Origin of the sequence: Saccharospirillum impatiens DSM 12546 (assembly GCF_000423605.1) — a bacterium.
GTDB lineage: Bacteria > Pseudomonadota > Gammaproteobacteria > Pseudomonadales > Natronospirillaceae > Saccharospirillum > Saccharospirillum impatiens.
Genome location: NZ_AUIH01000027.1, coordinates 31377 through 57189, shown reverse-complemented (window position 1 = coordinate 57189; position 25813 = coordinate 31377). Strand labels below are relative to the sequence as shown.

Here is a 25813-nt window from a genome sequence, read left to right as displayed (position 1 = left end):
AAGTCGAGGAATTTATTAGAGCGGCTGCGTGATTACGAGGATGATGTGCTGCGATTTATGGATGATCCATTGGCCCCCTACACTAACAACCAGGGAGAGCGTGACCTGCGCATGGTTAAGGTGCAGCAAAAAGTATCGGGTTGCTTCCGTTCAATGAGGGGCGCTGAAATCTATTGCCGTATTCGCAGCTATCTATCAACCTGCAGAAAGCACTCGGTGGGCGTCGGTGAGGCTTTAGAGTGCTTGTTTACAGGTACGTGGCCTGAGTTTATTCAGGTGAAGCTGCGAGAAACTGGTTTGGACGCTGAATAGTTACGTCTATTTTTATCATTACTTATTATTTCTCCGTTTCATGATTTCGTTCGGCTTGCACGGTGGTTGGTTTGCAAATATAACAGTTTATTCATCGTCGTTTCCGACGCTGATTTCGATAATTTTAGTTTTTAATCTACCACACCATTCCGCTAAGACCCAGCAACAACGGGCTAGATGGGCATATTCACCTCGTTGCACAGCGCATATCAAAACTGGAAAAACCGTCGCTTTAGACGACGATTTCAGAGATCAGCGTCTTAGACGACACATATCCCAGGCATATCCAGATATCAGCGTCGCGACTAAAGCTTGTTATGTGATCAAATTCTCAACCATGGATGGCCGATGGCTGTATGTTTATACAGTTAATTGCAATTAGGAACTTAGCCATGGATGTCCCCAAGCCCGTTTCTTCAACATCAACTCGTTTCATGGACAGGGTTACGGTGCTCATACGCTCTCGCGGTTTGGCTTACAGAACTGAGAAAACCTATTGCCTGTGGATAAAACGGTTCATCAAATTTCACGGTTATTCTAGCCCTGATGAAATGCAACCCAGTCATATAGAGCCTTTCTTAAGCCATCTGGCAATAGAGCGCTTTACAGCGATCAATACACAGCGCACGGCCTTGAATGCCCTGGTTTTTCTCTTCAGGGAATTTTTGAAACAAGAAATTGGCGATCTGGACTTTCAGCAGGCTAATAAACCCAGAAAACTTCCGACGGTTTTATCGCAAGACGAGGCTAAACGGGTCATTGCTCATCTTTCTGGGCTGCGCGTAAAACCGGCATCAACAAACGAATCACCTGCCACACCTTCCGTCATTCGTTCGCGACGGAGCTGTTACGCCAAGGGACTGATTTACGCAATATTCAGGAAATTCTGGGGCATTCTTCGTTGGAGACAACTCAGATTTATACCCATGTGGTGGGCTTGCATGAAAGGGGAATGATAAGCCCGGTGGATGTCGATTAGATTCGCTACCGCCCGGCCGGTTACAGGGCACACCAAGGTATAAAACAGGTTGTTTGATTACCATGGCACCCTGTTGCGAGGTTGGCAAGTATTTATGGTTCAAGGGGTGTCGTTTGCGCCCCCTCTCTCACCAAGACCCTTCGACAGGCTCAGGGTGAACGGTGTGTGGGGTCTGTGGTTTGTTTTGCTTCCTGTCGCCCAGGGGACTGGCCTCCTACTGGGCGAGTTGGGAGGTGTGTGCTTACAGCGGTGCTTCGTCGAAGGGCCAGGCTTCTTGTACGTCGGCCCACTCTGGTAAAGCAGGTAAGGCCCCTGGGCGGCTTACCGCCACGGCGCCACAGGCCGCCGCAAAACGCGTCGCCGCTTCCCAGTCGCTCTCGTCGAAGGCGTCCAAATTACGGCCGTTCAGTGCCAACAGCAGGCCGCCAGTGAAGGCGTCGCCGCCGGCTGTTGTGTCCACGGCTTTTACTTTGGGCGGGTTCACCCGGTATTGCCCTTTGGGGGTCACGATCTCAATGGCTTCGGCACCGTCGGTAATGAATATGGCCCGGGCGGTGGTGAGCCAGTCGGCTAGCTCGAAGCCGTTAGCTTCGATCCAGTCGGCTTCTTCTTTGGATACCTTGATGATGTCGGCCATGCGCAGAAAGCGTTGGATCATCGCTGGGTCTACCTGGCGGTTGGGCCAGAGGTTGTGGCGCAGGTTAACGTCGAAGCTGATGACGGCGTTCTGGGCACGAGCCTTGGTAATGGCGGCCTGGGTGGTTTCGGCAATGTATTCGTCGGTTAGGGTGTTGGAGCAGAAGTGGAAGATGCCGGCGCCTTCAAAGGCTTTGCTGGGCAGGTCGGATGGTGTCATCACGACGTCGGCAGAGTTGTGGCGCAGGAATTCGAAGCTGCGTTCGCCGCTGTCATCCAGAAATACATAAGCCAGAGGTGTGTGGGCGGTTGGGTGGATGCCCAGGTAGCTCATGTCTACGTTCAGCTGTTTCATGGCGTCGGTCAGGAACCGACCGAACCGGTCATCGCCCACCTGGCCCACAAAGCGGGCGGCGGCGCCCAATCGGCCGACCGCGGCGGCTACGTTGGCCGGAGCGCCCCCGGGGTATTGGCGGAACTCTGGCAGGGCGAAGCCCCCTTCGTGTGCGGTGTTGAAGTTCAGAAAGTCGATCAGCAGTTCGCCAAAGCAGAGAATGGGCTTCATAGGGCAGGGTCTCAAACGTCGGGCTCCTTTTTGTTACCATACCGGGAGCGATTTATGTTGTTTTATTACATTTCGGCTATTGTTGCAGTCCCGGTCCCTTTTATAAACCCTTTTAGCGACTCTGCCCGCTGTTCATTTCGTGAGTCAGGGACACAGGTCTCACATTGCAGCCATTATTGTTGCCTGGCAGGCTTTAATAACAATTTTGTCATTGCACCGACACCGTTCAGCCGCATCATAGATGCGTAATTCGAACTATACTTAACCTATGTGTCATTAAACTGGATGTCTCACGTGTCTTCAGCATTGGAATTACCCCGTTATTCGAAACTGGAAGAATGGGCAAACAGCCTGACCCACGGCCTGGGTGCGTTGCTGTCTGTCGCGGCGCTGGTGATTATGGTGGTGCTGTCATCCCTGTACGGGGATGCCTGGCAGATCGTCAGCTCGGCTATTTTTGGCGCAACGCTGATCCTGCTGTACAGCGCCTCAACGCTCTACCACGCGATTCAGAGCCCGAAAATTCGCGCCATCATGCAGCGGCTCGACCACATCGCCATTTTGTACCTCATTGCCGGCACCTACACACCCTTCACCCTGGTCACGCTGCGCGGGCCATGGGGCTGGACATTGTTTGGGGTGGTCTGGGGGTTAACGCTGTTTGGTACGGTTATCCACCTGACCCAACTGCGCCGTTTTCACGGGTTAATGGTGGCGTTGTATCTGGTGATGGGCTGGTCGGTGGTGCTGGCCATGAAGCCGCTGCTGGAAGCCTTGCCATCTACCGGGCTCTGGTTGCTGGTTGCTGGCGGGCTGTCTTATACGCTGGGCGTGGTGTTCTATGTGCGCAAGAGTTGGCCGTTCAACCACGCGATCTGGCATCTGTTTGTGCTGGCAGGCAGCGTGCTGCATTTCTTCTCGGTGGTGTTTTTCGTAATTTTGTAACCCAAGTTGCCACAAGTGATTAGCGGCAGGTGCCGGGTGTGCCCCTGTGGGGTAGTCCGCAGCAAGGATGCTGCGGTCTAGGCTCCATGGACGGATCTACGCCGACCCCACAGGGGAACACCCGGTATGTGTCGCGGGCCATTGCCTACCAGGCACATCTAACTCTGAACTTAAAATTGGTGATGCAGGGACGAGGGATTGGGTTCTGACGGTTTTGACTGAAAGGAAAAAACGCAGCCTGCTCAGGCTGCGCTGAATTCTACACTGGCGACGGCGTCGGCTTCGTATTGGCGCAACAGGGATTTGCACAACTGGCCGCAGGCACCGCAGTCGGTCGCGACACCCAACTCACGACGCACGTCGCTGTAATCAGCGCCCTGTATCGCTTGTTCTTCAATGTCTCTGTCGGTCACGCCTTTGCATAAGCATACGTACATATCGGTTTGCTCTGTGCCTGTTGTGTATCGTTAACAGAATACTAATGCGAAGGATTATCATTGACAAGGGAAATGTTCTGTCAGGTGGTAATATTTTGTATCGGGCCTGTAGCCAGGTTTTTGACACGGTATTTCAGGCCCTCCCCCTCATTTTTAACGCCAAAAAAAGGCCGCGGATTGCTCCAACGGCCCAAAAGCACTGCTACCAGCACGTCTGAATAGTGTTCAGTCGCTTACCGCGTCTTCTTTAATGGCGTTGCGCATGCGGTGGCGCAGAATAGGGCCAATCAGGTAAGGCAAGATCAACCCCAGCCCAGCTACCAGCCACAGGCCTACCGCCAGCGGAGTACCCCAGAGAATGCCCCAGTTGCCATCGGAGATGATCATGGCGTGGCCAAGGTTTTTCTCCATTTCGGGGCCGAGCAACATGCCCAGAATAATCGGCACCAGCGGCATCTCGAGCTTGCGCAGTATGTACCCCGCCACACCGAAGGCCACCATGAAGTAGAGGTCGAAGGTGCTGTGGCTAATGGAATAGATGCCCACGAACGCAATCATCGTCACCATCGGCAGCAGGTACATCGGCGGCACCGAGAGGACCTTCACGAACACGCCAATCATCGGGATGTTCAGCACCAGCAACAGCAAGTTGCCAATCAGCAGGGCGGCAATCACGCCCCACACGATGTCGGCGTTCTGGGTGAACATCAGCGGGCCGGGTGTGATGTTGAGTGAAATCAGCATCGCCAGCAGTACGGCCGTGGTGCCACTGCCGGGTACGCCCAGCGTCAGCATCGGCACCAGCGCGCCGGAGGAGGCGCCGTTATTGCCGGCTTCAGGGGCGGCTACGCCACGCATGTCGCCTTCGCCAAAACGGCCTTTCTTGCCCAGGGCTTTCTTTTCCAGCGTGTAGGCAATAAAGCTACCCAGAGACGCACCGGCACCGGGCAACACGCCCGCCACAAAGCCCAGAATGCCGCCCCGGAAGGTCGTCGGCAGAATGCTGTAGATGTCTTTCATGCTCAGTTTCAGCTTGCCCACCTGAATCAGCGCCCGGCCTTTGCCGGCACGTTCTTCAATGAACAGCAGCAACTCGGAAATCGCAAAGAGGCCGACAATCGCCAAAATAAAGTCGATGCCTTCGTACAGCTCCAGTACACCAAAGGTGTAGCGCTGGGTGCCGGTTGAAATATCGATACCGACGGTCGAGATCATAATGCCAAGCGTGGCGGCCACCACCGTCTTCATCGGGTTTTTGCCGGTAATGCCGCCCAGGGTCGCAAACGCGAGTACAAACAGAGCGAAATACTCAGCCGGGCCGAACGTCAGCGCAAATCGCGCCAGTATGGGCGCCAGCAGAATCAGCCCGATGGTGCCGATCAGGCCACCGATGAACGAGGCAATGGCAGATACCGCCAAGGCTTCGGCGGCTTTGCCGTTTTTGGCCATGGGGTAGCCGTCTAGGCAGGTCATCATCGCCGGTTCATCACCGGGGATGTTCAGCAGGATCGAGGATATCCGACCGCCGTACATAGCGCCCGCATACACCGAGGTCAGCAGAATCATCGCAGATTCAGGTGGCAGACCCAGGGTGAACGCCAGCGGAATAAGAATGGCAACGCCGTTGGCTGGGCCGAGGCCCGGTAATGCACCAATCAGGGTGCCGAGAAAAGCGCCGCACAGGGCCAACAACAGGTTGGTGGGCGTCAGGGCGACGGCAAAGCCTTCCATTAGAAATTGCAGGGTTTCCATCAGTCAAACTCCAGCAAGCCACCGGGCAGGCTTAATTCGAGTAGGTTGTTGAACAACAGGAATACCGACACCGCACTGATCAGACCGATCAGGAACGCCATTTTCGGTTTCGCGCCCATGCGCCAGCACAGCGAGCCGACCGCCAATGTAGTGGCAATCACAAACCCGAGCCGCTCCAGTACAAAGGCGTACAGCACGAGAATGACCATAGCCGCGACCAATTCACCGGCGGTACGGCCAACAGGCCAGTTGGCATCGGGGTCGGGCTTGAACATCAGGTACAGACTTGAACCGGCCAGAATTACAGCCAGTATGGTGGGGAATGTCTCGGGGCCAACAGCCTCGTGGCCGCCAAACGGCGGCGGCCACTGCTGCGCGACCCAGCCGTAGGTAACGGCCAGGACGAACAGGGCGAGACCCAGAATGCGGTCTCCAAGTGAGGTCATCTGAGCAACCCTATTTCACGTGACAGGGTTTCGATGTCGTCAACCTGCTGTGTTACGAAGGCTTCAAACTCATCGGCTGGTGGGTGGAAGGGGATCAGACCATTGCGTGCCATCACCGCTTTCCATTCATCGCTGGCATAGAGCTCATCAATGGCGTTCACCCAATATTCTTTCGCTTCGGGATCGGCATTGGTTGGCATATAAAAACCACGCCAGTTTGGACCCAGTGCTTCGATACCCTGTTCACGCGCGGTAGGGATGTTACCGAACTTGCCTGGCAAACGCTCTTCGGCCAGAACGGCAAGAACGCGCAGGTCGCCGGAGTCGATAAAGCCTGTGGCTTCCGAGATGTCGCCGGTGAAGGCGTCAACATGACCACCGATAACCTGCGTCATGGCTTCGCCGCCGTTGTTGTACGAAAGATACGGAATGCTTGGCAATGAGCCGGCACCGGCTGCTTTGGCCGCGATCAGCACTTTCAGGTGATCCCAACCGCCGTTGGCACTGCCGCCCGCAAATTTAACGCTGCGTGGGTCAGCCTTAACCGCATCCATCAGATCGTTCAGGTTTTCGTAGTCGGAATCCTGACTGACGGCAATAATGCCGTAATCAGCACCAAGGGCTCCAACCCACTTAACCATGCCCGCGTTCATGCCCGGGAACTGCTGTTGAGCCAGGCGTGTTGTGGTGGCTGTCGAGGCAGCAACCAGTAGCTTGCTGTCGTCGTTCCGCTTGCTCACGGTGTGAGCAAAGGCAACGCCACCACCGGCACCGGCCATGTTGGTGGTTTGTACCGAGCCCGGGACCATGCCCAGCTCTTCCATAACATTACCCACGCTGCGGCAGGTAAAGTCCCAACCGCCGCCCGGATCAGCCGGCGCGATGCACTCTACACGGCCACTCGGCTCCCAGGCCATAGCGGATACACTGAACGCCGCAGCGGCCAGCAAAGACAAGGATTGCTTGAATTTCATGATGGTCTTCCTCTGCTTTTGTTGTTGTATTTTCTACTGTGATTACCCAATCACACTGTGTCAGTGGACCGGGTTCAGTTGCAGAGGCTAGGCGCGCGCCCGTTCCCTGACCAGTTTGTGGTCGTAATGCGTTTAAACCACTTAAATCGCTTTTTGTTCATAAAGATCACGCGAAATACGGCGGTGGCTCGGTTAGGCTATAGTCACTGTGGTCAGAGACTGCAGAAACTATAAAAACGACAGCCTCCGGCCCGCCGGGTGCGACCATGCAGATACGCAGGCAGATCCTCTTCACGTGTTTAAACGACTGAAACTCAAGACCCGAATGATTCTGGTGCTGGGTCTGGTCAGTGCCATACAGACCGGCTTCATCGGCGGTTTTGCCTGGTATTACCTGAGCGCCTCACTCGATGAACAGATTGGCCAGAGAGCGCTGAATGTGGCTAAAACCATCGCCGCCACGCCGGATATCATTCGCGGCGTTCAGGCCCGCGATGTTGACTCCCTGAACCAGCTCAGCCGGAAACTGGCCAACACCAACAATGCCTTGTTCATCGTCATTGGCGACCACAACAGCATTCGGCTGGCTCACCCAAACCCGGACCGCCTTGGGTTTTCGATGGCCGATGACGATGGCGACGACGGCTCAATTGCGCTGATCGACGGCCAGGGCTATGTCAACAAGGCACTGGGCAGCCTGGGGCTGTCCATGCGCGGCAAGGCACCCATTTATGACATGACCGGTGAGGAGATCATCGGCATCGTCTCGGTGGGGTATTCGCTGGATCAGGTACGCTCGACCATTGCTCGCTACAACATTGTGCTCTATCTGGTGATGGCGCTGATGCTGGTCGGCAGTGTCTCGGTGGCCATCTTTATTGCCGGCCGGTTCAAAAGAGCGATTTTCGGCCTGGAGCCGGAGCAAATCGCACGATTGTTTGAGGAGCAGAATGCGACCTTGCAGTCGGTGCGCGAGGGCATCATCGCGGTCAATCGAGAGGGGGTTATCACCACCATCAACCGCACTGCGGTCGATAGCCTGGGCCTGGAAGCAGACAAACCACTGACGGGGCGTCCCATTGCCGACATCTTGCCAGATAGCGGACTCATGGCAGCACTCGAACGGGGTGAGCCCGAGTTCGACCAGGAGATCTGGCTTCAAGGCCGGCATATGATCGTTAACCGGCTCCCGGTGAAACAGGGCAATATCATCATCGGCGTGGTGTCGAGCTTTCGGTTACGCGATGAACTCGACCAGGTCAGCCGGCAGTTGACCCGCATTCAGCAATACGCCGACACCCTGCGCAGCCAGACTCACGAGTACTCGAATAAATTGCACACCATCGCCGGGCTGATTCAGATCGGCGCTGCCGATGAAGCCATGGCGCTCATAGGCAGCGAGGTGAACGACCACCAAACCCTGATTCACCTGCTGCTCGATGCCGTACCAGACCCGGTATTGGCCGGCTGCATTCTGGGTAAATACAACCGGGCCCGGGAAATGGGGCAGACACTGGTGATCGACCCGGACAGTCACATGGCCGATGTACCGGACCAGTTGCCGAGAGATCAGTTAGTCAGTGCGCTCGGCAACCTGATCGACAATGCGCTCGAAGCCACACGCCGTCACCAGGGGGAAGGCGGCCAGGTGCAACTGAGCATGACCGACCTTGGGCTGGACCTGATTTTTGAAGTGGAAGACCAGGGGCCAGGCATCAGCGCCGAAGAAGAAGCGCGGATGTTCGACAAAGGCGTGACCAGCAAAACCGACAGCGGTCACGGCTTTGGTTTGTACCTGGTGCGCCAGTTTGTAGAACGCTGGGGCGGTTCGATCACCGTTGAAAATCTGGCAACTGGCGGCAGCCGGTTTACACTCTACTTGCCTAAACTGCCGCTCAACCCGACCGGAGCCGAATCATGAGAACACTCAGGCTCTTGATTGCCGAAGACGACCGCCAGGTGGCTGAAATCCAGCGCCGGTTTATCGAACGAATGGACGCCATAGAGCTGGTCGGCATTGCTCACACTCTGGCCGATGCCCGCGACCAGATCGACGTGCTTCAACCAGATCTGGTGTTGCTCGATGTTCATTTCCCCGATGGCAACGGCCTGGAACTGCTGCGTGAACTGCGTGCCGGAGACAGTTCCACCGACATTATCCTTATCACCGCGGCGCGCGAGGTCAACACGGTGCGCAGCGCGCTGCATGGCGGGGTGTTCGATTACATACTGAAACCGCTGGTGTACGAACGTCTTGAAGAAGCGCTGAATCATTTCCGGGCGCACCTGAACACGCTCGACAGTCTGCACAACGTCGCTCAGAAAGAGGTGGACCTGTTGCTGCCCCGGGGTCACGCCGAAACGCCCGCCGATGAGCCGGTGCGGTTGCCCAAAGGCATCGACGCGCTGACGCTGGATAAGATCCGGCAGGTGGTGGAAACCGGCGACTGGAGTGCCGACGCCGTGGGTCAGCGCATTGGGGCGTCGCGCACGACGGCGCGGCGCTACCTGGAATTTATGGTCAGTACCGGTGAGCTCAGCGCCGAGGTCAACTATGGCACGGTCGGACGACCGGAACGTCGCTACCGCCATCTGGACGGTTAGAGTGAGCTGAGCAACACAGAAGACGATGCCGTATACTTAAGGCCACATCCTCACCAGAAGAGACCCGACGTGGACGGCAAATCCCTACTGATCCTGTTGTTCGTGATCATCGCCGGCGCCTGGATCTGGCACCACCTCGGCTTGCGCCAGATCGCCCTCTTTCATGCCCGCCGGTCCGCCAAAAAAGAAGGCGTACAAATGCTCGACGACAGCATTTACTTGCACCGCATGAGGCTCGCCCGCTCTACAGACACCCTGTTCGCTTTTCAGCGTATGTATCAATTTGAATTCAGTACGGTGGGCGACCGGCGCTTTCTAGGCTGGGTAATCCTGCGCGGGCGGCGGCTGGAATCCGTGCACTGGCAACCCTATGTTGAGGACAAGGTGTTGCATTAAGCAATCACGGCCAATTCAAGTTTCGGAGTTCTTATCATTGGCTTTGGTCCGCGGCGGCTACCGGTGATACCTATGCGGGGCCGACGTAAATCCGTCCATGGAGCCTAGACCGCAGCATCCCTGCTGCGGACTTCCCCGCATAGACATCACCGGCATCCGCCGCTCAAATGGTGCAAAGTCCGAAACTTGACCCGCTACAACATGCTCAGCGAAAGACTCTGCAAGTCGACACCTTCGGCACCGTCTGGCAGTACTTTTGAAATGCGCAGCGGCACGGTGTTTTCATCGGCGGTCAGTTTGGCCAGGTCGACTCGCGGCCCGAGCTGATAGCCAGCGTCATTGGCGATCAGTATCTGCACCACCGGCAACAACCGCTGGCCCATTCGGGCTTGAAGCACCACGGCAATGGTGTCGTCAGTCATGCGCACCAGCGTGCCCGGTGTCACCCAGCCCATGAACTGAATAAACGCTTCGACGACCGTGCCTTCAAACTGGGTTTCGCGTTGTTGCCAGAGAATGCTCAGCGCTTCGTGATGTGAGCGAGCGGCATCGTATATCCGGTGGGAGGTAATGGCATCGTAGGCATCAACCACGGCCACCAAAGCAGCCATAGCGCCGTACTCCCCTGCTTTCTTACCATTGGGGTAACCGCGGCCGTCCGGGCGCTCGTGGTGGTCGAGCACGGCGGCGGCGACGTCCGTTGGTACGTCTTTGTCGGTTTTAAGCAGGTCGTAACCCAGCTGTGAATGCCGTTTCAGGTGGTCAAACTCTTCCGGAGTCAGCCGACCGGGTTTGTTCAGTATGTCGTTATCGACCCGCATTTTACCCAGATCGTGCAGCAACCCCGCCAAACCTGCGTGTTCAACGTCTTTGTCTTCCCATTCCAGCGCACGCGCCAGACCCATCGCCAGAATAGCCACGTTGATGCAATGCTGGGCGGTGTAGTTGTCTTGCTGCTTAATGCGCGTCAGCCAGACCAGGGCCGAGAGGTTGTTGTCGAGTGTGGTAGCCAGCGCCGTGACCGCACTCTTAGCGGCGGTCACATCGAGCGGCCCGCCACGGGTAATGGTGTGAATCAACCGCCGGGCCTGTTGATCAAGCCCGACGTAACCGCGCAGGGCAGCTTTCATCGCCGGCTGAGTGACCCGGGTGTGGCGCAATCGATTGATCGGGTGTTTTGCGTTGGAGGCGGCGGCCGATACATTCAGCGATGCGGTCAGTGGCTTGCCCGGGCTGATTGACGGGGGGCGACGCGGCGCCAGGGTTTTGCGTAAGCTGCGTTTCAGGTCAGCCACGACCCAGGCACAATGATGCTCAAACCAGGCTTTGTTGTCGGGGGATTCAATCATCACGCCCTGCATCAGAAAGGGCGACTCACTCCAGTCACAATCCATGCGCGCCACAAAATGCCCGATCATCAATTCAGCCGGGTGTATCTTCGCCTGATGTTCCCACAAGGGCTCGACATCCTGTGTGATGGGTCGTGACGGCATTTTCATGACCAACAAGGCTCGTCATACAACCCTAGGTAAAACGCACGGGTTAACGCAGCACGCATAGTGTTTGCACTCTCCATAAAACGGGTATTGCTTCATTCCGGCCAGACCGACTCAAGGGGTCTATCAGACACCTGGATTAGGATCGAGCCGAATTGCCCTCCCTTTTACCGGGTTTATGGCCACCCGGAAACTGTTTTTAAGAATAGCAGTGATTATCCCGGAAAACAGTCCGGGTATGTAACCTGAGGTTCACGTGCAGGGGCAGTGCCGTCAACAATCCGACTAAAGTAGCAGGGGTTTGTGCCAAAAAATACTCGACAACAGGCTGTGTCTAATCGACAGTCGACGCATGGCCAGCCCGGTCCCGATCACCGGTCACAGTCGGCTTCACGAAAGCCGGATTGGACTGATCACATCGCGACCGGGCTGGCCGCCCAACTCGAATCATCGATGGCCCGCGAAACATGCCTTAGCCAAATAATGGTTTTTTTGCTTCCCGACTTCGATTAACAGGCAAAAAACCGGTAAAAACAGCCACTTCCGACGTATTCAATGACCCGGCAATGCGCTAAAGTCTTGCACCAGCCAAGGGCTCGGTGAGCCTCGGCTTTAATGACACCTATGTATTGATTATGTATTGATCACCTTTTCCAACCACTATCAGGATGCATTCATGGCTAAAAAAACCACTGCCATCAAAGACCGTTACACCAAAACTCAGATCGTCACCGAAATTGCCGAAAACACAGAGCTGACCAAAAAAGACGTACAAGCTGTGTTGGATGAGTTGTCTGATCTGATGGAACGCCACCTGAAAAAGCGCGCTTGCGGCGAGTTCGTATTGCCTGGTCTTATGAAAATTCAGTCGGTCAAAAAGCCAGCACGCAAAGCACGCCCGGGTGTGAACCCTTTCACCGGTGAAGAAATCATGATCGCGGCCAAACCCGCCAGCACAGCGGTAAAAGTTCGCCCGCTGAAAAAGCTGAAAGACATGACCACCGCCTGAGCCAAACTCAGCGCCAACGCTTTGACTCAACGCCCGGTTAGCCGGGCGTTTTTGCATGCCTGCCGCTCGCTTTGACAGGTTGTTATTGCATCAAATCCCAGATAGGTGCATGGTTTCCACAGAGAATCAGGTTGGCTGTTTTTTACCTGGCAACAATAAAAACAACTCACGGATCACGCCTATGAATCTCTGGTGGTTAATCACCTCTAGCGTGCATTGCAGTTACGATGAACTGAAACGCCGTCAATGCGTCGCCCTCGGGTGGGCCGAAATCGGTTCCCTGGAAAAATACCTGAAAGACAAACCCGGCTGGGAACGTCAGTTCAAGACGCTGGTGCAGGTGCGTGGCAACCTCGCCTATGCGCGCGATAAACGCTGGACTGAGACTGCCAGCTCACTTAGCGGTGTGCCTTCGCTGTTGTGGTCGCTGCTGCAAATGCGCGCCGGTGATTTTGTGGTGGTCATGGAATCGGGCAACCAACTGACACTGGGCCGTCTGGAAGTACGCGGCATTACCCAAATTACTCAAGATGGCATGAGCAGCTACGGCTTCGAGGAAGGTACGCACCATGCGCACCAGATCAGCAAAGGTCTGACCTGGGTCGACTGGGACCGGGCGCATCTCGGTGAACTGGAGATGCCCAACCAGTCTTTCTTCTCCCTGCTGCAGGACAACGACCAGCTCGAAACCGTGCAGCGCGCCTGGGAGCTTCGACCTCAGGGGTGAGCACTGCCCCGCCCGCCAGGTTGGCGGAAAGCCGGGGCAATATCGGCTGATCAGTCCGGAATGGACAAGACCGATGCGGCGAATTCAATGCGGTCGGCATTGGCCGGGTCGGTCGCGATGTCCGGCAAGTTTGCAGCACTGATCGCAGGCGCACCGGCACCTCGAGGCGTGGTTCTGATCACCTGACTCGGCGGCAAGTCCGTGCCTTCGCTGAGGTGGGCATACATCAGATCCAATGCCTCGAACAAGTAATGATGCATCGGGATGTAGCGCTCATTGTAGCCGGCAAAGTCATTCAGAATATCCAGATGCTGGGCGTTCAACACCTCGTAGTAATGCAACTTGCTGGCGCTGCCTTCAACCACTTTATTCAGCCCAACGTAGGGGCGCGACGTATGGTTGATGGGCAGAATCTGATCGTTGCGCGGGGTCACAAAGACGGTGGGCTTACCCTGCAAATTCCCGGTTGCCCGCACCGCTTCAATACCTGCCTGTACCTGTTGCGATTGCGCCAGGGCGTTACCGGTCAGGTCATCGCCGGTCAGCGGATCAACTCCGGTTGCCAGGCCGCGCAGACACAGAAAGCCATCCAGTGCGAAATCCTGCAGGCCGCTGCTGGGTGAGGTGGCTGCTTTCATCTGGGTGGGCACACCGTCGGCATCGTTATAAATAACATCAACACCCCCGGTTGGCGGAATGCCGTTGCTGCTTGAGAACAGGGCTCTTTCTGCGGCTTCGGCCAATGGGACAGGCTCGTTGGCGCTGTGTGCACTGAAGCTAAAGCCGCACAGGTTATCCGCAACGCTGAACTGGCCATAGGCGTTAGCATAGGTCACGGCAATGCCTTGCGGCACATTGATGCCATAGTTACCGGGCTGCACCAGATTCTGCTCAGCCTGAAAGGCAAATTCATCGTTCAGGATCGACAACGCATGTTCTGCCCGGGCATCAACATCCGCCCCATTAACCAGGCCCTTGGCGGCGAGCGCCGAGCAGGTGTTTTCGTTGATGTCGAAGTCGTTGAAAAAATCGTTCAACGGCGCGCTATCGCGAATACTGGGCGCCAGGTTAGCGCAACCCTGATACACCGCCAGCGCCGTGGTGTAATCGAGCAGGCTGCGGCTGTGGCCGGTGAGCGCGGTCGCACTGCCCTGTTGAATGCTGAAGCTGTCGCTCGCGACCGGGTTTACGTTGGGCTCCGAGACGGCAATGCCGTCGATCAGGCCTTCGCTGTCCTGCTCGGCCGCCAGTACCGAAGCGCCGCCGCCATTGGACACACTGGAGGCAATGACCAGCGTATTATCGGGTTTCAGGGTCAGCAGTGTTGCATTGTCGTCGTTCTGTTCGCCATGCAACTCATTGAGGACGTAAAAACCGAATCGCACTGACTCCAGAACACTGGCGCCCCAGCTCGCTTCCGGGTTTTGCTCTGAGTGGGCGTGTTTGAATGCGAAGCGATTGGGCGTGTCGGCCAGAAAATCCGTCCGTTCCTGGTCGGTCAGATCCGCCTGGAACAGGGCATCGGTATCGCTGGCGGAAACCAACTGACCTTCGAGGTTCTGGGTTCGGTTATCCGTCAGGTTATGCGCGCCTGTGCCCGTGCCTTTGTCGGTATAGACCACGGCGCAACCGCGCTTGAGGCCCCATTCTCCCGCCGTGCCGATGGCGCCGTAAATGCCACGGGAGCCAGAGCTGGGGGCGGTTACCATGCACGCATTGTCGGGGTCGAACCCGTCCGGCACCTGCACCATGACCGTAACCCGGGTGCCACTGGCCAGGTTAGCCTGGGCCAACCACTCGTCACCGCCGATCATGCCCGTGGTGCTGCTCGTTCCCACCGTCGGCCCAAAGAATTCGCCGTAGCCACTGCCAGCTGCTGTGGGTACCAGGGCGCGGTAATTGCCATGAATGGCGCGTTTGCGCAGCTCATCGCTGGTCGGATTCTGCGCGTCGGCAAAGGCAGGGGCCGTGCCACTGCCCAGACCATCAGCACCCAGCCCGGCGGTGAGCAGGTCATTGCTGACGCCGTCGTAATGGCGCTGTATTACCGTGCCGCTGATGGCTGCTGGCAGCGTATTCTGTGCCGGCGGATGAGCCGTGTCGGGCGGCGGGGACTTGCTGTCATCGTTGCATCCTCCCAATGCTACCAGCAAGCCACTGGCAGCGATCAGGCTCAGACCTTTCATTGTTGTTTTCATGCTGAGGATTCCCATCGGTTGGTCGTCGTTTCCGGTTGCTGTTCAATACACCAGAACAGAAAACATGAATCAGTATTCATGTTTTCATACTGTAAACCGATTTATGGGCCGGGAATGCCGTTCTTTGGGAGGATGGCGCAGGCAGGGCCCTGCGTCAGGGTAACCGGGTAGGGGAATCCCGGGTAATCATATGCGTGGGAATTCGAATGCTCTGCGGGCTTTGTAGCGGGTTCTCACGGTGTGCAAGACTCACTTCAATAGCTCGCCGCGCCATCTCTTCGGGTGATTGGGCGGCGGTGCCGATCAGATTTGGGTGGTCGCTGGCCAGTGCAGCCAGCAGGTCATCGGAGCCATCGACCGAGGTAATCAGTATGTCATCGCGCCCCGCCAGGGTGGCCGCTTCGGCAGCACCCAGTGCGCTCGGGTCGTTGATGGCGAACACGCCGTTTATGGCGGGGTGCTGGCTCAGCAAAAAGGTCATCGCTTCCAGGCCGCCGCCGAAGGTGCCCCCGGCATTGAACCGGTCGCTGACCAATCGAATGTCGGGATAATCCTGCAGTACTGCCCGGCAGCCAGCAACCCGGTCTGTAACCGAGGACACACTGGCCCCGTTAATAATGCCCAGGTCACCCGTCCCGCCCATGCGCTCGGCCAGATACCGACAGGCCACCATGCCAGCCTGAACGTTGTCGGTAGTGACACTCAGGTCGGCACCCTGGGCGTCGATATCAACTGCCGTGACGGTAATGCCCGCCTGGCGTGCCTGGTGAATCGAGGGTTCAATGCCCGTGGAATCGGCGGCCGACAGCAGAATGATATCGACCCGGTCATCAATGAATTGCTGAATCTGCGCCTGCTGTCGCTGCAGATCATAAGCGCTGGAGACCACCGTCATGCTGACCGGCAGCGTCGACTGGTCGTTGGCGGCATCCTGCAGGTGCTGCGCCAGGGCATAGAAAAAAGGGTTGCCCAGATCCGCCAGGCTGACACCCACCCGAAGGGTGTCGGCCCTGACTATCGAGACGCTCGCCAGCCAAAGTCCTGCGAGGCTCAGCACCACTGCCAGCGTGCGTTTCATCGATTTCTCCTCAATGCGGATCCGTGGGCACCGTTCAGGCGGCGGTGTCGGCCTCTACTGCACCGGTCATGATCGCCACCGCATCAGACATGCTGTGGGTATCCGGTTTAATAATGGCCGCGCGCTTGCCGAGGCGGTGAATGTGAATGCGATCGGCCACCTCAAACACATGCGGCATGTTATGGCTGATCAGCACCACGGGCAAACCCCGATCGCGCACATCGCGAATCAGGTTCAGTACCCGGCGCGATTCTTTCACGCCCAGCGCCGCCGTCGGCTCATCGAGAATCACCACCTGGCTTCCGAAAGCGGCCGATCGTGCCACCGCCACGCCCTGGCGCTGCCCGCCAGACAGAGTTTCCACCGCCTGGTTGATGTTCTGGATGGTCAGCAGGCCCAACTGGGTCAACTGTTCGGTCGCCTGACGGCGCATCTCGGCTTTGTCGAGCATGCGAAACACCGACCCCAGTATGCCCGGTTTACGCAGTTCGCGGCCGAGAAAGAGGTTGTCGGCGATGCCCAGCGCCGGCGAGACCGCCAGTGTCTGGTAGACGGTTTCGATGCCCAGGCTGCGCGCGTGCATCGGGTTCTTGAACTGCACGACCTCCCCCTTCATGCGGATCTCTCCGGCATCCGGAACCAGGGCACCGGAGAGCGCCTTGATCAGCGAAGACTTGCCCGCGCCGTTATCGCCGATCACCGCCAGCACTTCGCCGGGGTAGAGTTCGAAGTCGGCTCCGTCGAGTGCGGTCACCCGACCGAAGCGTTTAACCAGGCCTTTAGCCTGTAAAACCGGGGTTTGCTGACTCATGCGGAAGCCCTCCGTATCCATTGATCAATGCCCACGGCCACCAAAATCAGCAAGCCGACGGTGAATTCCTGCCAGAGCACATCGACCCCGGCCAGTGCCAGACCATTGCGGAATATGCCCACGACCAGCGCGCCGATCAGAGTGCCAACGATCGAGCCACGCCCGCCGAACAGCGACGTACCACCGATCACCACCGCGGTAATGCTGTCGAGGTTCGACATGGTGCCGACCTGAGGGCTGACTGAACCAATGCGGCCGATCATAAGCCAGGCGGCCAGACCACAGATCACCCCGGCGACGATGTAGACCGACATCAGCACACGCTGGGTACGGATACCGGCCAGTTCGGCGGCGTCTTTGTCGTCGCCGGTGGCGTAGACGTGGCGGCCCCAGGCCGTCCAGTTCAGGGCGTACCAGACCGCCCCAACCAGGGCGATCATCATCAGCGAGCCGAAGGTTATTCGCGCACCAAACAAGGTGAAGGAGTTCCCGGCCCACTGCAGCAGCGGCGCGATCGATTCGATGTCCTGTGAACGAATAGTCTGGCTGTTGGAGTACCAGAGGTTCAACGAGAAAAAGATGTTCCAGGTGCCCAGTGTCACGATAAAGGGCGGCAGTTTGATGCGCGTCACCAGGGTGCCGTTGATGGCTCCGCAGGCCGCGCCGCAAACCAGGCCCAATAGCAATGCCATAGACGGTGGCAAGCCAAAATCCACCGCCAGCCGCCCCATGACCACGCTCGACAGAACCATGATGGCACCCACGCTCAGGTCGATGCCCATGGTCATGATGATCAGCGTCTGGCCGACGCCCAGGGCACCGATGATGGTGACCTGTTGTAGCACCAACGAAAGGTTAAAGGGCGTCAGGAAGCGGTCTCCGGCGATAAAGGAGAACGCCAGCACCGCGGCGATCAGCACAATCGCTGGCGCGGCGGTTGGGTTGGCGTGAAAGAAGCGGTGGATGCGGCGGGGCCAGTCCAGCACTTCGGCGCTGCGCATCGCCATGGAGCCACCCACCGACTCGGCCACCCGTTCATGGTCGGTCGAGTTTCGGGGTTGGCCAGTAGAATGATTCGGTGGCTGGGAGCCCTGTGTTGTGTGTTCAGTCATAACGCCTCCCGGTGGCCGCACCGCCTATTGACGACGGCGCGACCTGCGCGGTTCATTTCATGAATGCTGCGCCAGCCGGCATCAGCCCCAGCACTGATCCAGTGCTTCTGCGGACGAGATTGAGTCGATGCCGTCAACCGGTTGGTCGGTCACCAGAGTGACGCCGGTGTTGAAGAAATCGAGCCCCGGAGTCGCGCCCGGTTTCACACCGGTTTCGGCGTAGGTGACAATGGCGTCTACACCCAGCGAGGCCATTTTCAGCGGGAACTGCATCGAGGTGGCGCCAATCACACCGGCGGCGACGTTTTCAACGCCCGGGCAACCGCCATCGACCGACACAATGTTCACCTGGTCAGTCAGGCCAACGGCTTTCAAGGCTTCATAAGCCCCGGCGGCGGCCGGTTCATTGATGGTGTACACCAGGTTGACGCTCGGGTCGCGCTGCATCAGGTTTTCCATCGCCCGGCGACCGCCTTCTTCGGAGCCCTGGGTCACGTCGTTGCCGACAATGCGGTCGTCATCTTCATCGCCGATGTCTTGCGGGTCGTTCAGATCAATACCAAAACCCTGCAAAAAGCCCTGGTTACGGGCCACATCGACTGAGATTTCAGAGGAGTTCAGATCCAGCAAGGCAATTTTGGCATCGTCCGGATTCCCGGCTTTGGCGCGGGCCCACTGGCCGATCAATTCACCGGCCTTGAAATTATCGGTGGCAAAGGTGGCGTCGGCCGAGGTTGCTGGAGACAGCGGTGTATCCAGCGCGATCACCACGATGCCGGCGTCCCGGGCTTGCTGCACCGCCGGTACAATGGCTTCGGAATCGTTCGGGGTAATCAGAATGCCTTTGGCCCCAGCGGAGATCAGGTTTTCGATGGCCTGCACCTGGGAGTCATTATCACCATCGAACCGACCAGCGAACGAGCGCAGCTCAACGTTGCCGTGCTGGGCAGCCTGAGCTTCGGCACCTTCTTTCATTTTGACGAAGAAGGGGTTGGTGTTGGTTTTGGTGATCAGGCCGACCAGAATGTCATCGGCCAATGCAGCGCCAGACGCGACGCTTAAGCCGAGTGCGACGGTGAGTGTTTTGAGAGCTGCGTTCATGGGGTGTCCTGCCTTTTGTTGTTGTTCAGGGAGTGATCATCAGGGGCCGGTAGTCCGGTCAACCATGGCGTTGGCCATGCCCTGTTCACTCACTCTACGGACGCACACTAATGAAATATTTCAGGCAGGCAGTACGCACTGAAACAATTGAAATACAGTGGCCAAACCCTAGGAGTCTGTCGGACTCCTGTCGGTGTAACGCTTCGTTGCAATAGATAGGTAGCTATCTATCTAAAAACTCGTATCATTACTGGTCCATTGTCTGACACTGCAACTGATGACCGACGACCTGAAACACAACCGGGAACGACTGGGTTACCGCCTCGGGCAAATTGCCCGACTGTGGCGCGCCGAGGTCGACCGTCGCCTGTCACCACACGGGCTCACCGAGGCACGCTGGCGCCTATTGTTGACGCTGCACAAAGCCGATGCGCCGATGCGACAAAAAGAATTGGCCGATCTGGTGGGCGTTCAGGGGCCAACACTGGTGCGTACCCTGGATTGGCTGGAGACTGAACAACTGGTCGAGCGCCGCTCTATCAATGGCGATAAACGCTGCAAGACGATTCACCTGACACCCGGTGCCAAACCCTCACTGGAACGGATCAAAGCCGTGGTGGAAAGTGTGCGTGAAGACATTTTCGATGGCATTGAGCCGAATGACATCGACATCTGTCTGTCGGTGATCGATCGACTGGCCAGTAAACTCAGTGCGACGGGCAACCCGGTTCAGACGCCTGCGACCGAACCCGACCGACGCACTGAAACAACAGAATGAATGGACACTCATGACTGCTCACGCGACACAGACACCCACAGACAGCATTCCTGACTACAACCGGACAGTGATCGTCGTCATCCTGATCGCCGGTGCCTTTGTATCGGTGCTTAACCAGACACTGATGTTGGTCGCTATTCCGCCGATCATGCAGGACTTTGAAGCCAACGCCAGTCTGGCGCAGTGGGTCACCACCGCCTTTATGCTCGCCAGTGGCCTGCTGATTCCGATCACCGCCGCGCTGATGGATAAGTACTCAAGCCGCACGCTGTACCTTGCCGCCCTGGTCATTTTCACCCTGGGCACCCTGCTTGGCGCGGTTGCGCAGACGTTCACCATGCTGCTGATCGCGCGGATCATTCAGGGCGCGGCCGCGGGCATCATCATGCCGATGATCCAGACGCTGATGATGATCATGTTCCCGATTGAAAAGCGTGGCGCAGCGATGGGCCTGGTTGGCCTGGTGGTGGCGTTTGCCCCGGCCATTGGCCCGGCGTTATCCGGCTGGGTTGTGGATCAGTTTTCCTGGCGCTATCTGTTCGTGCTGATTCTGCCGATTGCCGCTCTGGTGATTCTGGCGGCACTGTTGTTCATGAAGAACGTGACCCGCCAGCGCGCCAGCAAAATCGATTCCCTGTCGGTGATCATGTCGAGTTTTGGCTGGGGCGGCTTATTGTTCGGGTTCAGTATGGCCGGTTCGGCTGGCTGGGGCAGTGCCAGTGTGCTGGTCAGTTTACTGGTGGGCGCAATGTCACTGGCGGCTTTTATTCACCGCCAACAAAGCCTTGAACAACCGTTGCTGGACTTCAAGGTGTTTCACTCCCACACCTTTACCGTCACCACGTTCTTATCGGTTCTGGTGTTTACCTTGCTCATCGGCACCCAGACGATGATTCCACTCTATGTGCAGAGTGTGCGGGGCATGAGCGCCCTTGATGCGGGCCTGATTCTGCTGCCGGGCGCCGTCATGATGGGCATTGTCTCACCGCTGGCGGGTCGTCTGTTCGACCGCTTCGGCATTCAGGTGCTGGCCATCAGCGGGTTCGTGTTGCTCTCTCTGGCCATGTTCATTCTGGCGACCGTGCCTGACAGCGTGCACCCGGCCTGGATCGTCGCCGCTTCCATCTCGCAAATGCTGGGCGCAACCCTGCTGATGATGCCGCTGATCACCGCCGGCATCAATTCGCTGCCGATACCCCTGATCGCTCACGCAGCGGCCATGAACAACACCCTGCGCATGGTCGGCGCGTCCATCGGCACCGCCCTGCTGATCACCGTGCTCAGTGGCCGCGCCGCCCTGTTCTCCAACCCGGATGCACCCGCCGCCATCGCCGCCGGCATTCATCTGGCATTCTGGTTCGCGTTTGGGCTGGGGCTGCTGGGTCTGGCGACAACCTTCTGGTTACGCCATCACGTGTTGCGTGAGCGCCGCCAAGCACAAAACACGGTCAATGACGCCACCAATGCGTGACGTTAACGCCTGAACGATCAGGCGACGGACTTTGATCGTCTTTGTCCTCGCGCCGTACCTCTACCTGGTGCGCGAGGTCATCCAGTTGCTCCCGGTCGATGGTGTCTTCCACCCGGTCGATCTGCTGACCTTCACTCCAGGTTTCGGTTGTTTGCAGACTGTGCGTTGAGCGCCACATCTGGGCACTGCGATCTGCGCCATCATCCCTCCACAACCTGTGTTCCTGAGCAGACTGGACCGGCATGGCAGCGCACGACTTAATGCAAAACCTTATGGTTTTCTTACGCGGCGCGAGGTCGCGTTACAGCTTTGTTATAGGGCAATCCTTACCCTTACCGGTGTCACCTTGACTGCCGGATACACACTGTGAAAAACGTCAAACCCGCCCTGAAAATAGCCACCTTCATCATGCTGATCTGGGGGTGCCTGATGGGTCTGACCGTACTGTTGGCCGACTGGTCAACAGCGCAGGAAGTCCGTGCCATGGTGCTCAGTGCACTGGTGTGTCTGGCCGTGGCCGTAGTTTGCCTGCTGCTTTCCCGGGGGCCCTCGATTCGTATGAAGGCAAAGCCGATGTTCCTCGTCACTGCTGTTAACTGGGGCTTGCTGTGCCTGACCGGCGCTTTGCCCCTGTACCTTGGCTGGCCGGAGATCAGTTTTATTGATGCGCTGTTCGAGAGTGTCTCAGGCGTTACCACTACTGCTCTACGGTTCTGACCGGGCTGGACGAAGGCCCCCGCACTCTGATTCTGTGGCGCTCGCTGATGCAGTGGGTCGGCGGCATCGGCATCATTCTGATGGCCGTTGCCGTACTGCCATTCCTGAAAGTCGGTGGCATGCGGCTGTTTAAAACGGAAAGTTCGGAATGGTCCGACATCCAGAATACCCGGGTGCGAACCGTGGCCTCTCAAATTGGCTTGGTCTACATGCTGCTTACGGCACTGGCGGTCGGGTTATTCTGGGCGTTGGGAATGACGGGTTTCAATGCCCTGAACCATGCCCTGACCAGCCTCGCCACCGGTGGCTATTCAACCTCGGATGCGTCGTTCGGTCAGTTCCATACCCCGGCGCTGATTTGGGCAGGCAGTGGCTTCATGCTGCTGGGCGGTTTACCATTTTTGTTGTATGTGCAGTCGTTGCACGACCGCTCCTGGCACATCGCACGCGACGCCCAGGTGCAATTGTTGTTCAAGTTGATTGCCGGTACCGCTCTGGCAATGACCATACATCGCCTGTTGACCGGCTCCAGCGAGTCCTTTTTCGTTGCGTTGACGCACGCGGTATTCAACATTACCTCAGTCGTCACCACCACCGGCTATGCCACTGAGGACTATACGCTCTGGGGTAGCTTTTCACTGATGCTGTTTGTGTTTTTGATGTTCAGTGGCGCTTGCTCGGGCTCAACATCCGGGGGCACCAAGTTGTTTCGCTTTCAATTACTGGGGCTGTTACTGCGCGAGAACCTGTTCAAATCCCTACACCCGTCCGGCCATTTTCAGCGCACCTATAACCATCGTCCGGTGGGTGAAGGCGTTCTGGTGGCATCGCTGGCGTACCTCTTCGTCATGCTCATGAGCCTGCTGCTGTTTTCGATCGCGCTGACACTTACTGGCCTTGATGTGGTAACCGCAGGATCGGCCGCGCTTACGGCGCTGATGAACTTCGGCCCAGGCTTTGGAGACATCATTGGACCGGCCGGAAACTTTTCCACATTGCCCGATACCGCCAAGGCCATTTTGTGCCTTGCCATGCTGCTGGGCAGGCTTGAATATATGGCGTTGCTGATTTTATTCACGCCCGCGTTCTGGCGCTGGTAATGGGAAAGCGGAGACTCTCGATGAAACAGGCCTGGCTGTGGCCGCTGTGCAATGTGCTGGTGCCGCTGGGCATTACCGGCCTCGGGTTGCTGCCTCTGCCCTGGCTGGCTCACACCACCTTGTTGCTGTTGTACCTGATGGCCGTGGTGCTCAGTGCCCTGCTGACCGACTGGCGGGGCGTGCTGACCAGTGCTGGCCTGGGCCTGTTGTTATTCAACTATGCCTTTACGCAGCCGGTGTTCAGTCTGGAAATGCACGAGCCTGAGGAAATCGTCGCCGCGGCCTTATACGTCATATTCGCATTGATGACCGGGCGCTGACACTGACCCCCGACACTATCGATCCGTTAACCGGTGCCCGGGGGCTGAGCAGTGACCCGGACCTGACTCAAAACCTGCCCGAGGGCTGGCAATCGCTGGTACGCGCGCTCGGTGAGCAGTGGCTAGCGGTTCAGGAACGGCGCGAGGCCCGGCAACAACGCAAAGCCGCAGAACGCCGTGCAGACGAGGAGGCTTTGCGTAATGCGCTGTTATCATCAGTCTCGCACGACCTGAAAACCCCACTGGTCACCATGATGGGCGCGGCCACATCATTGCGAGACCTTCAGGCTGACCTGAATGACCACGACCGCGAGGAATTACTGAACTCCATCATTCTCGAAAGTGAGCGCCTGGAGCAGTACATTCAGAACCTGCTCGACATGACCCGGCTGGGTCAGGGTGAACTGACGCTCAATCGCCAGTGGATATCCCTGGATGAGTTGTACCACGTGGTGTTTCGGCGCCTGGCCGCTGCACGGCCGTCACCCCGGGTCAGCTTTTATCCCAGCGGAGAAGTGCCCTCTGTCTGGGTGCATGCGGCCCTGGTTGAACAAGCGCTGTTTAACGCGCTCGACAACGCGCTCAAAGCATCGGGACCAGACGGCTGGGTTGCCGTTCGCACCGGCGCCGATGCCACCACCGTCTGGCTGGATGTACTCGACCAGGGCCCTGGCTTGCCGCGCGATCAATGGGACGCCGTATTCGGACAATTTTATTCGTTCAGCCGGGGTGACCGCTATTCGACCGGTTCCGGCCTCGGGCTGACCATTTGCCGGGGGATGATGCGAGTACACGGCGGCGAAGCGGCTTTTGTTGACCCTCCCGAAGGATTTACGCTCTGCTTGCGGCTGGCGCTTCCGCAGGCACCCGCCGGAGCAGATTCCGCAAACCGGCCCCATCAGGAAGCCCCACAACAATGAACCGAATTCTGATCATTGACGATGAAGCTCAGATCCGTCGCTTTTTGCGCATTAGCCTGGCGTCTCAGGGATACGATGTGGTTGAGGCGGAAACTGGCGCTCAGGGCTTGGCACAGGCTGTTCTGGGGCAGCCGGATCTGGTTATTCTGGATCTGGGGCTGCCCGATCTGGATGGCAAGGAGGTGTTGCGCCAGTTGATGGCCCAGAGTCAACAACCGGTGCTGGTCTTATCCGTTCGCTCGTCGGAAATGGAAAAAGTCGCGGCACTGGACATGGGCGCTGAAGACTATGTGGTCAAACCTTTCAGTGTTAACGAGTTATTGGCCCGGGTACGGCGCATTCTTGCCTCACGCTCCGGTACCCGGGAGGAGCAGGCTACAAAGGTGTATTCAGATGCCCGACTGACCATCAACCCGGACCGCCATGAAATAACTCTGGATAACCAACCCATCAGCCTGACCCGCAAGGAGTGGGCGGTCATGCAGCATCTTGTGCAGTCACCCGGTCGTCTGATTACCCAGAGCAGTCTGCTGGAGAAGATCTGGGGGCGCAGCCACAAAGACGACAGCCAATATTTGCGCAATGTGGTTCGCCAGTTACGGATAAAACTGGGTGACGATGCCGCCAATCCGGATTATCTGGAAACCGAACCCGGCATCGGCTACCGGTTTCTGGACAGACGATAAGCCGTTCTCCGGTCGACTTGAAGACCAATAGCCTACCTTTGCAATGAAACCGGATAATCTGGCCGCCTGACGGCTCGCTGGTAAGGACATTTAGTCTGTTACAGTACAGTAGCGCCTGCTGGCCAAACCCAAAACCACCCGGCCTTCGTATCATTTTGTCCTAAAGGAAAGACCCTGTCCGCCGAAACGGTATATTATTGCCACGTTCGTTCCAGGCTGTTTTCCCCGGGGTAGTTCATCGAT

At 57.5% G+C, this 25813-nt stretch carries 27 protein-coding genes and 1 pseudogene; 16 read left to right on the top strand and 12 right to left on the bottom strand.

The features are described from left to right. From G565_RS24230 to G565_RS27010, 3 genes and pseudogenes are all read left to right on the top strand, one after another. A partial coding sequence (locus tag G565_RS24230) for an IS66 family transposase (RefSeq protein WP_157600090.1) occupies positions 1–312 on the top strand: 312 nt, incomplete at its 5' end. 341 nt (positions 313–653) lie between these two features. Continuing rightward, positions 654–935: pseudogene (locus G565_RS27490) on the top strand (site-specific integrase); the annotation flags it as partial. 170 nt (positions 936–1105) lie between these two features. Beyond that, the gene (locus G565_RS27010) at positions 1106–1291 is read left to right on the top strand and encodes a tyrosine-type recombinase/integrase (RefSeq protein WP_169579657.1); all 186 of its coding nucleotides are present in this window, start codon (positions 1106–1108) and stop codon (positions 1289–1291) included. A gap of 241 nt (positions 1292–1532) precedes the next feature. Here G565_RS27010 and G565_RS24225 read toward each other — a convergent pair whose 3' ends face one another. Beyond that, a complete protein-coding gene (locus G565_RS24225) occupies positions 1533–2492 on the bottom strand; it encodes a carbohydrate kinase family protein (RefSeq protein ID WP_037339334.1) in 960 nt (319 codons plus the stop codon). A gap of 294 nt (positions 2493–2786) precedes the next feature. Between G565_RS24225 and trhA the strand changes: the two genes are divergently transcribed. Then, a complete protein-coding gene (gene trhA, locus G565_RS0113995) occupies positions 2787–3437 on the top strand; it encodes a PAQR family membrane homeostasis protein TrhA (RefSeq protein ID WP_028671475.1) in 651 nt (216 codons plus the stop codon). 242 nt (positions 3438–3679) lie between these two features. Here the strand turns inward: trhA and G565_RS0113990 are convergent, their stop codons facing one another. The 4 genes from G565_RS0113990 to G565_RS0113970 all read right to left on the bottom strand — a co-directional run bounded on the left by G565_RS0113990 (position 3680) and on the right by G565_RS0113970 (position 7046). Beyond that, positions 3680–3874, bottom strand: a complete 195-nt coding sequence (locus G565_RS0113990; protein ID WP_028671474.1) for a (2Fe-2S)-binding protein — start codon at positions 3872–3874, stop codon at positions 3680–3682. A 225-nt stretch (positions 3875–4099) separates the two neighbouring features. Next, positions 4100–5626: a tripartite tricarboxylate transporter permease gene (locus tag G565_RS0113980; protein ID WP_028671473.1), complete on the bottom strand. Its 1527-nt coding sequence runs from the start codon at positions 5624–5626 to the stop codon at positions 4100–4102. Next, positions 5626–6072 carry a tripartite tricarboxylate transporter TctB family protein gene (locus G565_RS0113975; RefSeq protein WP_028671472.1) on the bottom strand — a complete coding sequence of 149 codons (447 nt, stop codon included), beginning with the start codon at positions 6070–6072 and terminating at the stop codon, positions 5626–5628. Before G565_RS0113975 ends, G565_RS0113980 begins: the two co-directional genes overlap by 1 nt. Beyond that, the gene (locus G565_RS0113970) at positions 6069–7046 is read right to left on the bottom strand and encodes a Bug family tripartite tricarboxylate transporter substrate binding protein (protein ID WP_028671471.1); all 978 of its coding nucleotides are present in this window, start codon (positions 7044–7046) and stop codon (positions 6069–6071) included. Before G565_RS0113970 ends, G565_RS0113975 begins: the two co-directional genes overlap by 4 nt. Before the next feature lie 295 nt (positions 7047–7341). Between G565_RS0113970 and G565_RS0113965 the strand changes: the two genes are divergently transcribed. The 3 genes from G565_RS0113965 (at position 7342) to G565_RS0113955 (ending at position 10046) form a co-directional block, all read left to right on the top strand. Next, positions 7342–8967 (top strand): ATP-binding protein, encoded by a 1626-nt coding sequence (locus G565_RS0113965; protein WP_028671470.1) that lies wholly within the window; start codon positions 7342–7344, stop codon positions 8965–8967. After that, positions 8964–9650, top strand: coding sequence for a response regulator (locus tag G565_RS0113960; protein WP_028671469.1), 687 nt, complete (start codon positions 8964–8966; stop codon positions 9648–9650). Before G565_RS0113965 ends, G565_RS0113960 begins: the two co-directional genes overlap by 4 nt. A gap of 69 nt (positions 9651–9719) precedes the next feature. Continuing rightward, positions 9720–10046, top strand: a complete 327-nt coding sequence (locus G565_RS0113955) for a DUF3301 domain-containing protein (RefSeq protein ID WP_051207930.1) — start codon at positions 9720–9722, stop codon at positions 10044–10046. Between the two features lie 194 nt (positions 10047–10240). On the opposite strand, the gene G565_RS0113950 is transcribed toward G565_RS0113955, so the two are convergent. Continuing rightward, positions 10241–11545 carry an HD-GYP domain-containing protein gene (locus tag G565_RS0113950; RefSeq protein WP_084649396.1) on the bottom strand — a complete coding sequence of 435 codons (1305 nt, stop codon included), beginning with the start codon at positions 11543–11545 and terminating at the stop codon, positions 10241–10243. A 673-nt stretch (positions 11546–12218) separates the two neighbouring features. On the opposite strand from G565_RS0113950, the gene G565_RS0113945 reads away from it, so the two are divergent. Together G565_RS0113945 and G565_RS0113940 are read left to right on the top strand one after the other, a co-directional pair. Further along, positions 12219–12551, top strand: a complete 333-nt coding sequence (locus tag G565_RS0113945) for an HU family DNA-binding protein (protein WP_028671466.1) — start codon at positions 12219–12221, stop codon at positions 12549–12551. Positions 12552–12732: 181 nt separating this feature from the next. Further along, on the top strand, positions 12733–13278 hold the full coding sequence (locus G565_RS0113940) for a hypothetical protein (protein WP_028671465.1): 546 nt from the start codon (positions 12733–12735) through the stop codon (positions 13276–13278). A gap of 50 nt (positions 13279–13328) precedes the next feature. On the opposite strand, the gene G565_RS0113935 is transcribed toward G565_RS0113940, so the two are convergent. From G565_RS0113935 to G565_RS0113915, 5 genes are all read right to left on the bottom strand, one after another. Then, the gene (locus tag G565_RS0113935; protein WP_028671464.1) at positions 13329–15476 is read right to left on the bottom strand and encodes a 3-hydroxybutyrate oligomer hydrolase family protein; all 2148 of its coding nucleotides are present in this window, start codon (positions 15474–15476) and stop codon (positions 13329–13331) included. Positions 15477–15630: 154 nt separating this feature from the next. Next, positions 15631–16554 (bottom strand): substrate-binding domain-containing protein, encoded by a 924-nt coding sequence (locus G565_RS0113930; RefSeq protein ID WP_028671463.1) that lies wholly within the window; start codon positions 16552–16554, stop codon positions 15631–15633. 34 nt (positions 16555–16588) lie between these two features. After that, positions 16589–17365, bottom strand: coding sequence for an ATP-binding cassette domain-containing protein (locus G565_RS0113925; RefSeq protein ID WP_037339328.1), 777 nt, complete (start codon positions 17363–17365; stop codon positions 16589–16591). Then, a complete protein-coding gene (locus G565_RS0113920) occupies positions 17362–18477 on the bottom strand; it encodes an ABC transporter permease (RefSeq protein WP_051207926.1) in 1116 nt (371 codons plus the stop codon). Before G565_RS0113920 ends, G565_RS0113925 begins: the two co-directional genes overlap by 4 nt. A gap of 81 nt (positions 18478–18558) precedes the next feature. After that, positions 18559–19578, bottom strand: coding sequence for a sugar ABC transporter substrate-binding protein (locus G565_RS0113915; protein ID WP_028671460.1), 1020 nt, complete (start codon positions 19576–19578; stop codon positions 18559–18561). A 277-nt stretch (positions 19579–19855) separates the two neighbouring features. Here G565_RS0113915 and G565_RS0113910 point away from each other — a divergent pair, with 277 nt between their 5' ends. Together G565_RS0113910 and G565_RS0113905 are read left to right on the top strand one after the other, a co-directional pair. Then, entirely contained in the window at positions 19856–20356 is a 501-nt protein-coding gene (locus G565_RS0113910) for a MarR family transcriptional regulator (RefSeq protein WP_028671459.1), read from the top strand. Between the two features lie 10 nt (positions 20357–20366). Further along, the gene (locus G565_RS0113905; protein ID WP_051207924.1) at positions 20367–21827 is read left to right on the top strand and encodes a DHA2 family efflux MFS transporter permease subunit; all 1461 of its coding nucleotides are present in this window, start codon (positions 20367–20369) and stop codon (positions 21825–21827) included. On the opposite strand, the gene G565_RS0113900 is transcribed toward G565_RS0113905, so the two are convergent. Continuing rightward, entirely contained in the window at positions 21805–22041 is a 237-nt protein-coding gene (locus G565_RS0113900; protein ID WP_028671457.1) for a hypothetical protein, read from the bottom strand. The genes G565_RS0113905 and G565_RS0113900 overlap by 23 nt on opposite strands. A 152-nt stretch (positions 22042–22193) precedes the next feature. On the opposite strand from G565_RS0113900, the gene G565_RS26090 reads away from it, so the two are divergent. The 5 genes from G565_RS26090 (at position 22194) to G565_RS0113880 (ending at position 25570) form a co-directional block, all read left to right on the top strand. Then, entirely contained in the window at positions 22194–22544 is a 351-nt protein-coding gene (locus G565_RS26090) for a hypothetical protein (protein ID WP_051207922.1), read from the top strand. Between the two features lie 47 nt (positions 22545–22591). Then, a complete protein-coding gene (locus tag G565_RS24220; RefSeq protein ID WP_051207920.1) occupies positions 22592–23644 on the top strand; it encodes a TrkH family potassium uptake protein in 1053 nt (350 codons plus the stop codon). 20 nt (positions 23645–23664) lie between these two features. Beyond that, positions 23665–23964 carry a DUF4118 domain-containing protein gene (locus G565_RS0113890; RefSeq protein WP_028671456.1) on the top strand — a complete coding sequence of 100 codons (300 nt, stop codon included), beginning with the start codon at positions 23665–23667 and terminating at the stop codon, positions 23962–23964. Between the two features lie 194 nt (positions 23965–24158). Beyond that, positions 24159–24884 carry a sensor histidine kinase gene (locus G565_RS24215; protein WP_028671455.1) on the top strand — a complete coding sequence of 242 codons (726 nt, stop codon included), beginning with the start codon at positions 24159–24161 and terminating at the stop codon, positions 24882–24884. Then, complete coding sequence (locus tag G565_RS0113880; RefSeq protein ID WP_028671454.1) at positions 24881–25570, top strand: response regulator; 690 nt, start codon at positions 24881–24883, stop codon at positions 25568–25570. The genes G565_RS24215 and G565_RS0113880 overlap by 4 nt, the downstream gene beginning before the upstream one ends. Positions 25571–25813 lie beyond the last annotated feature (243 nt).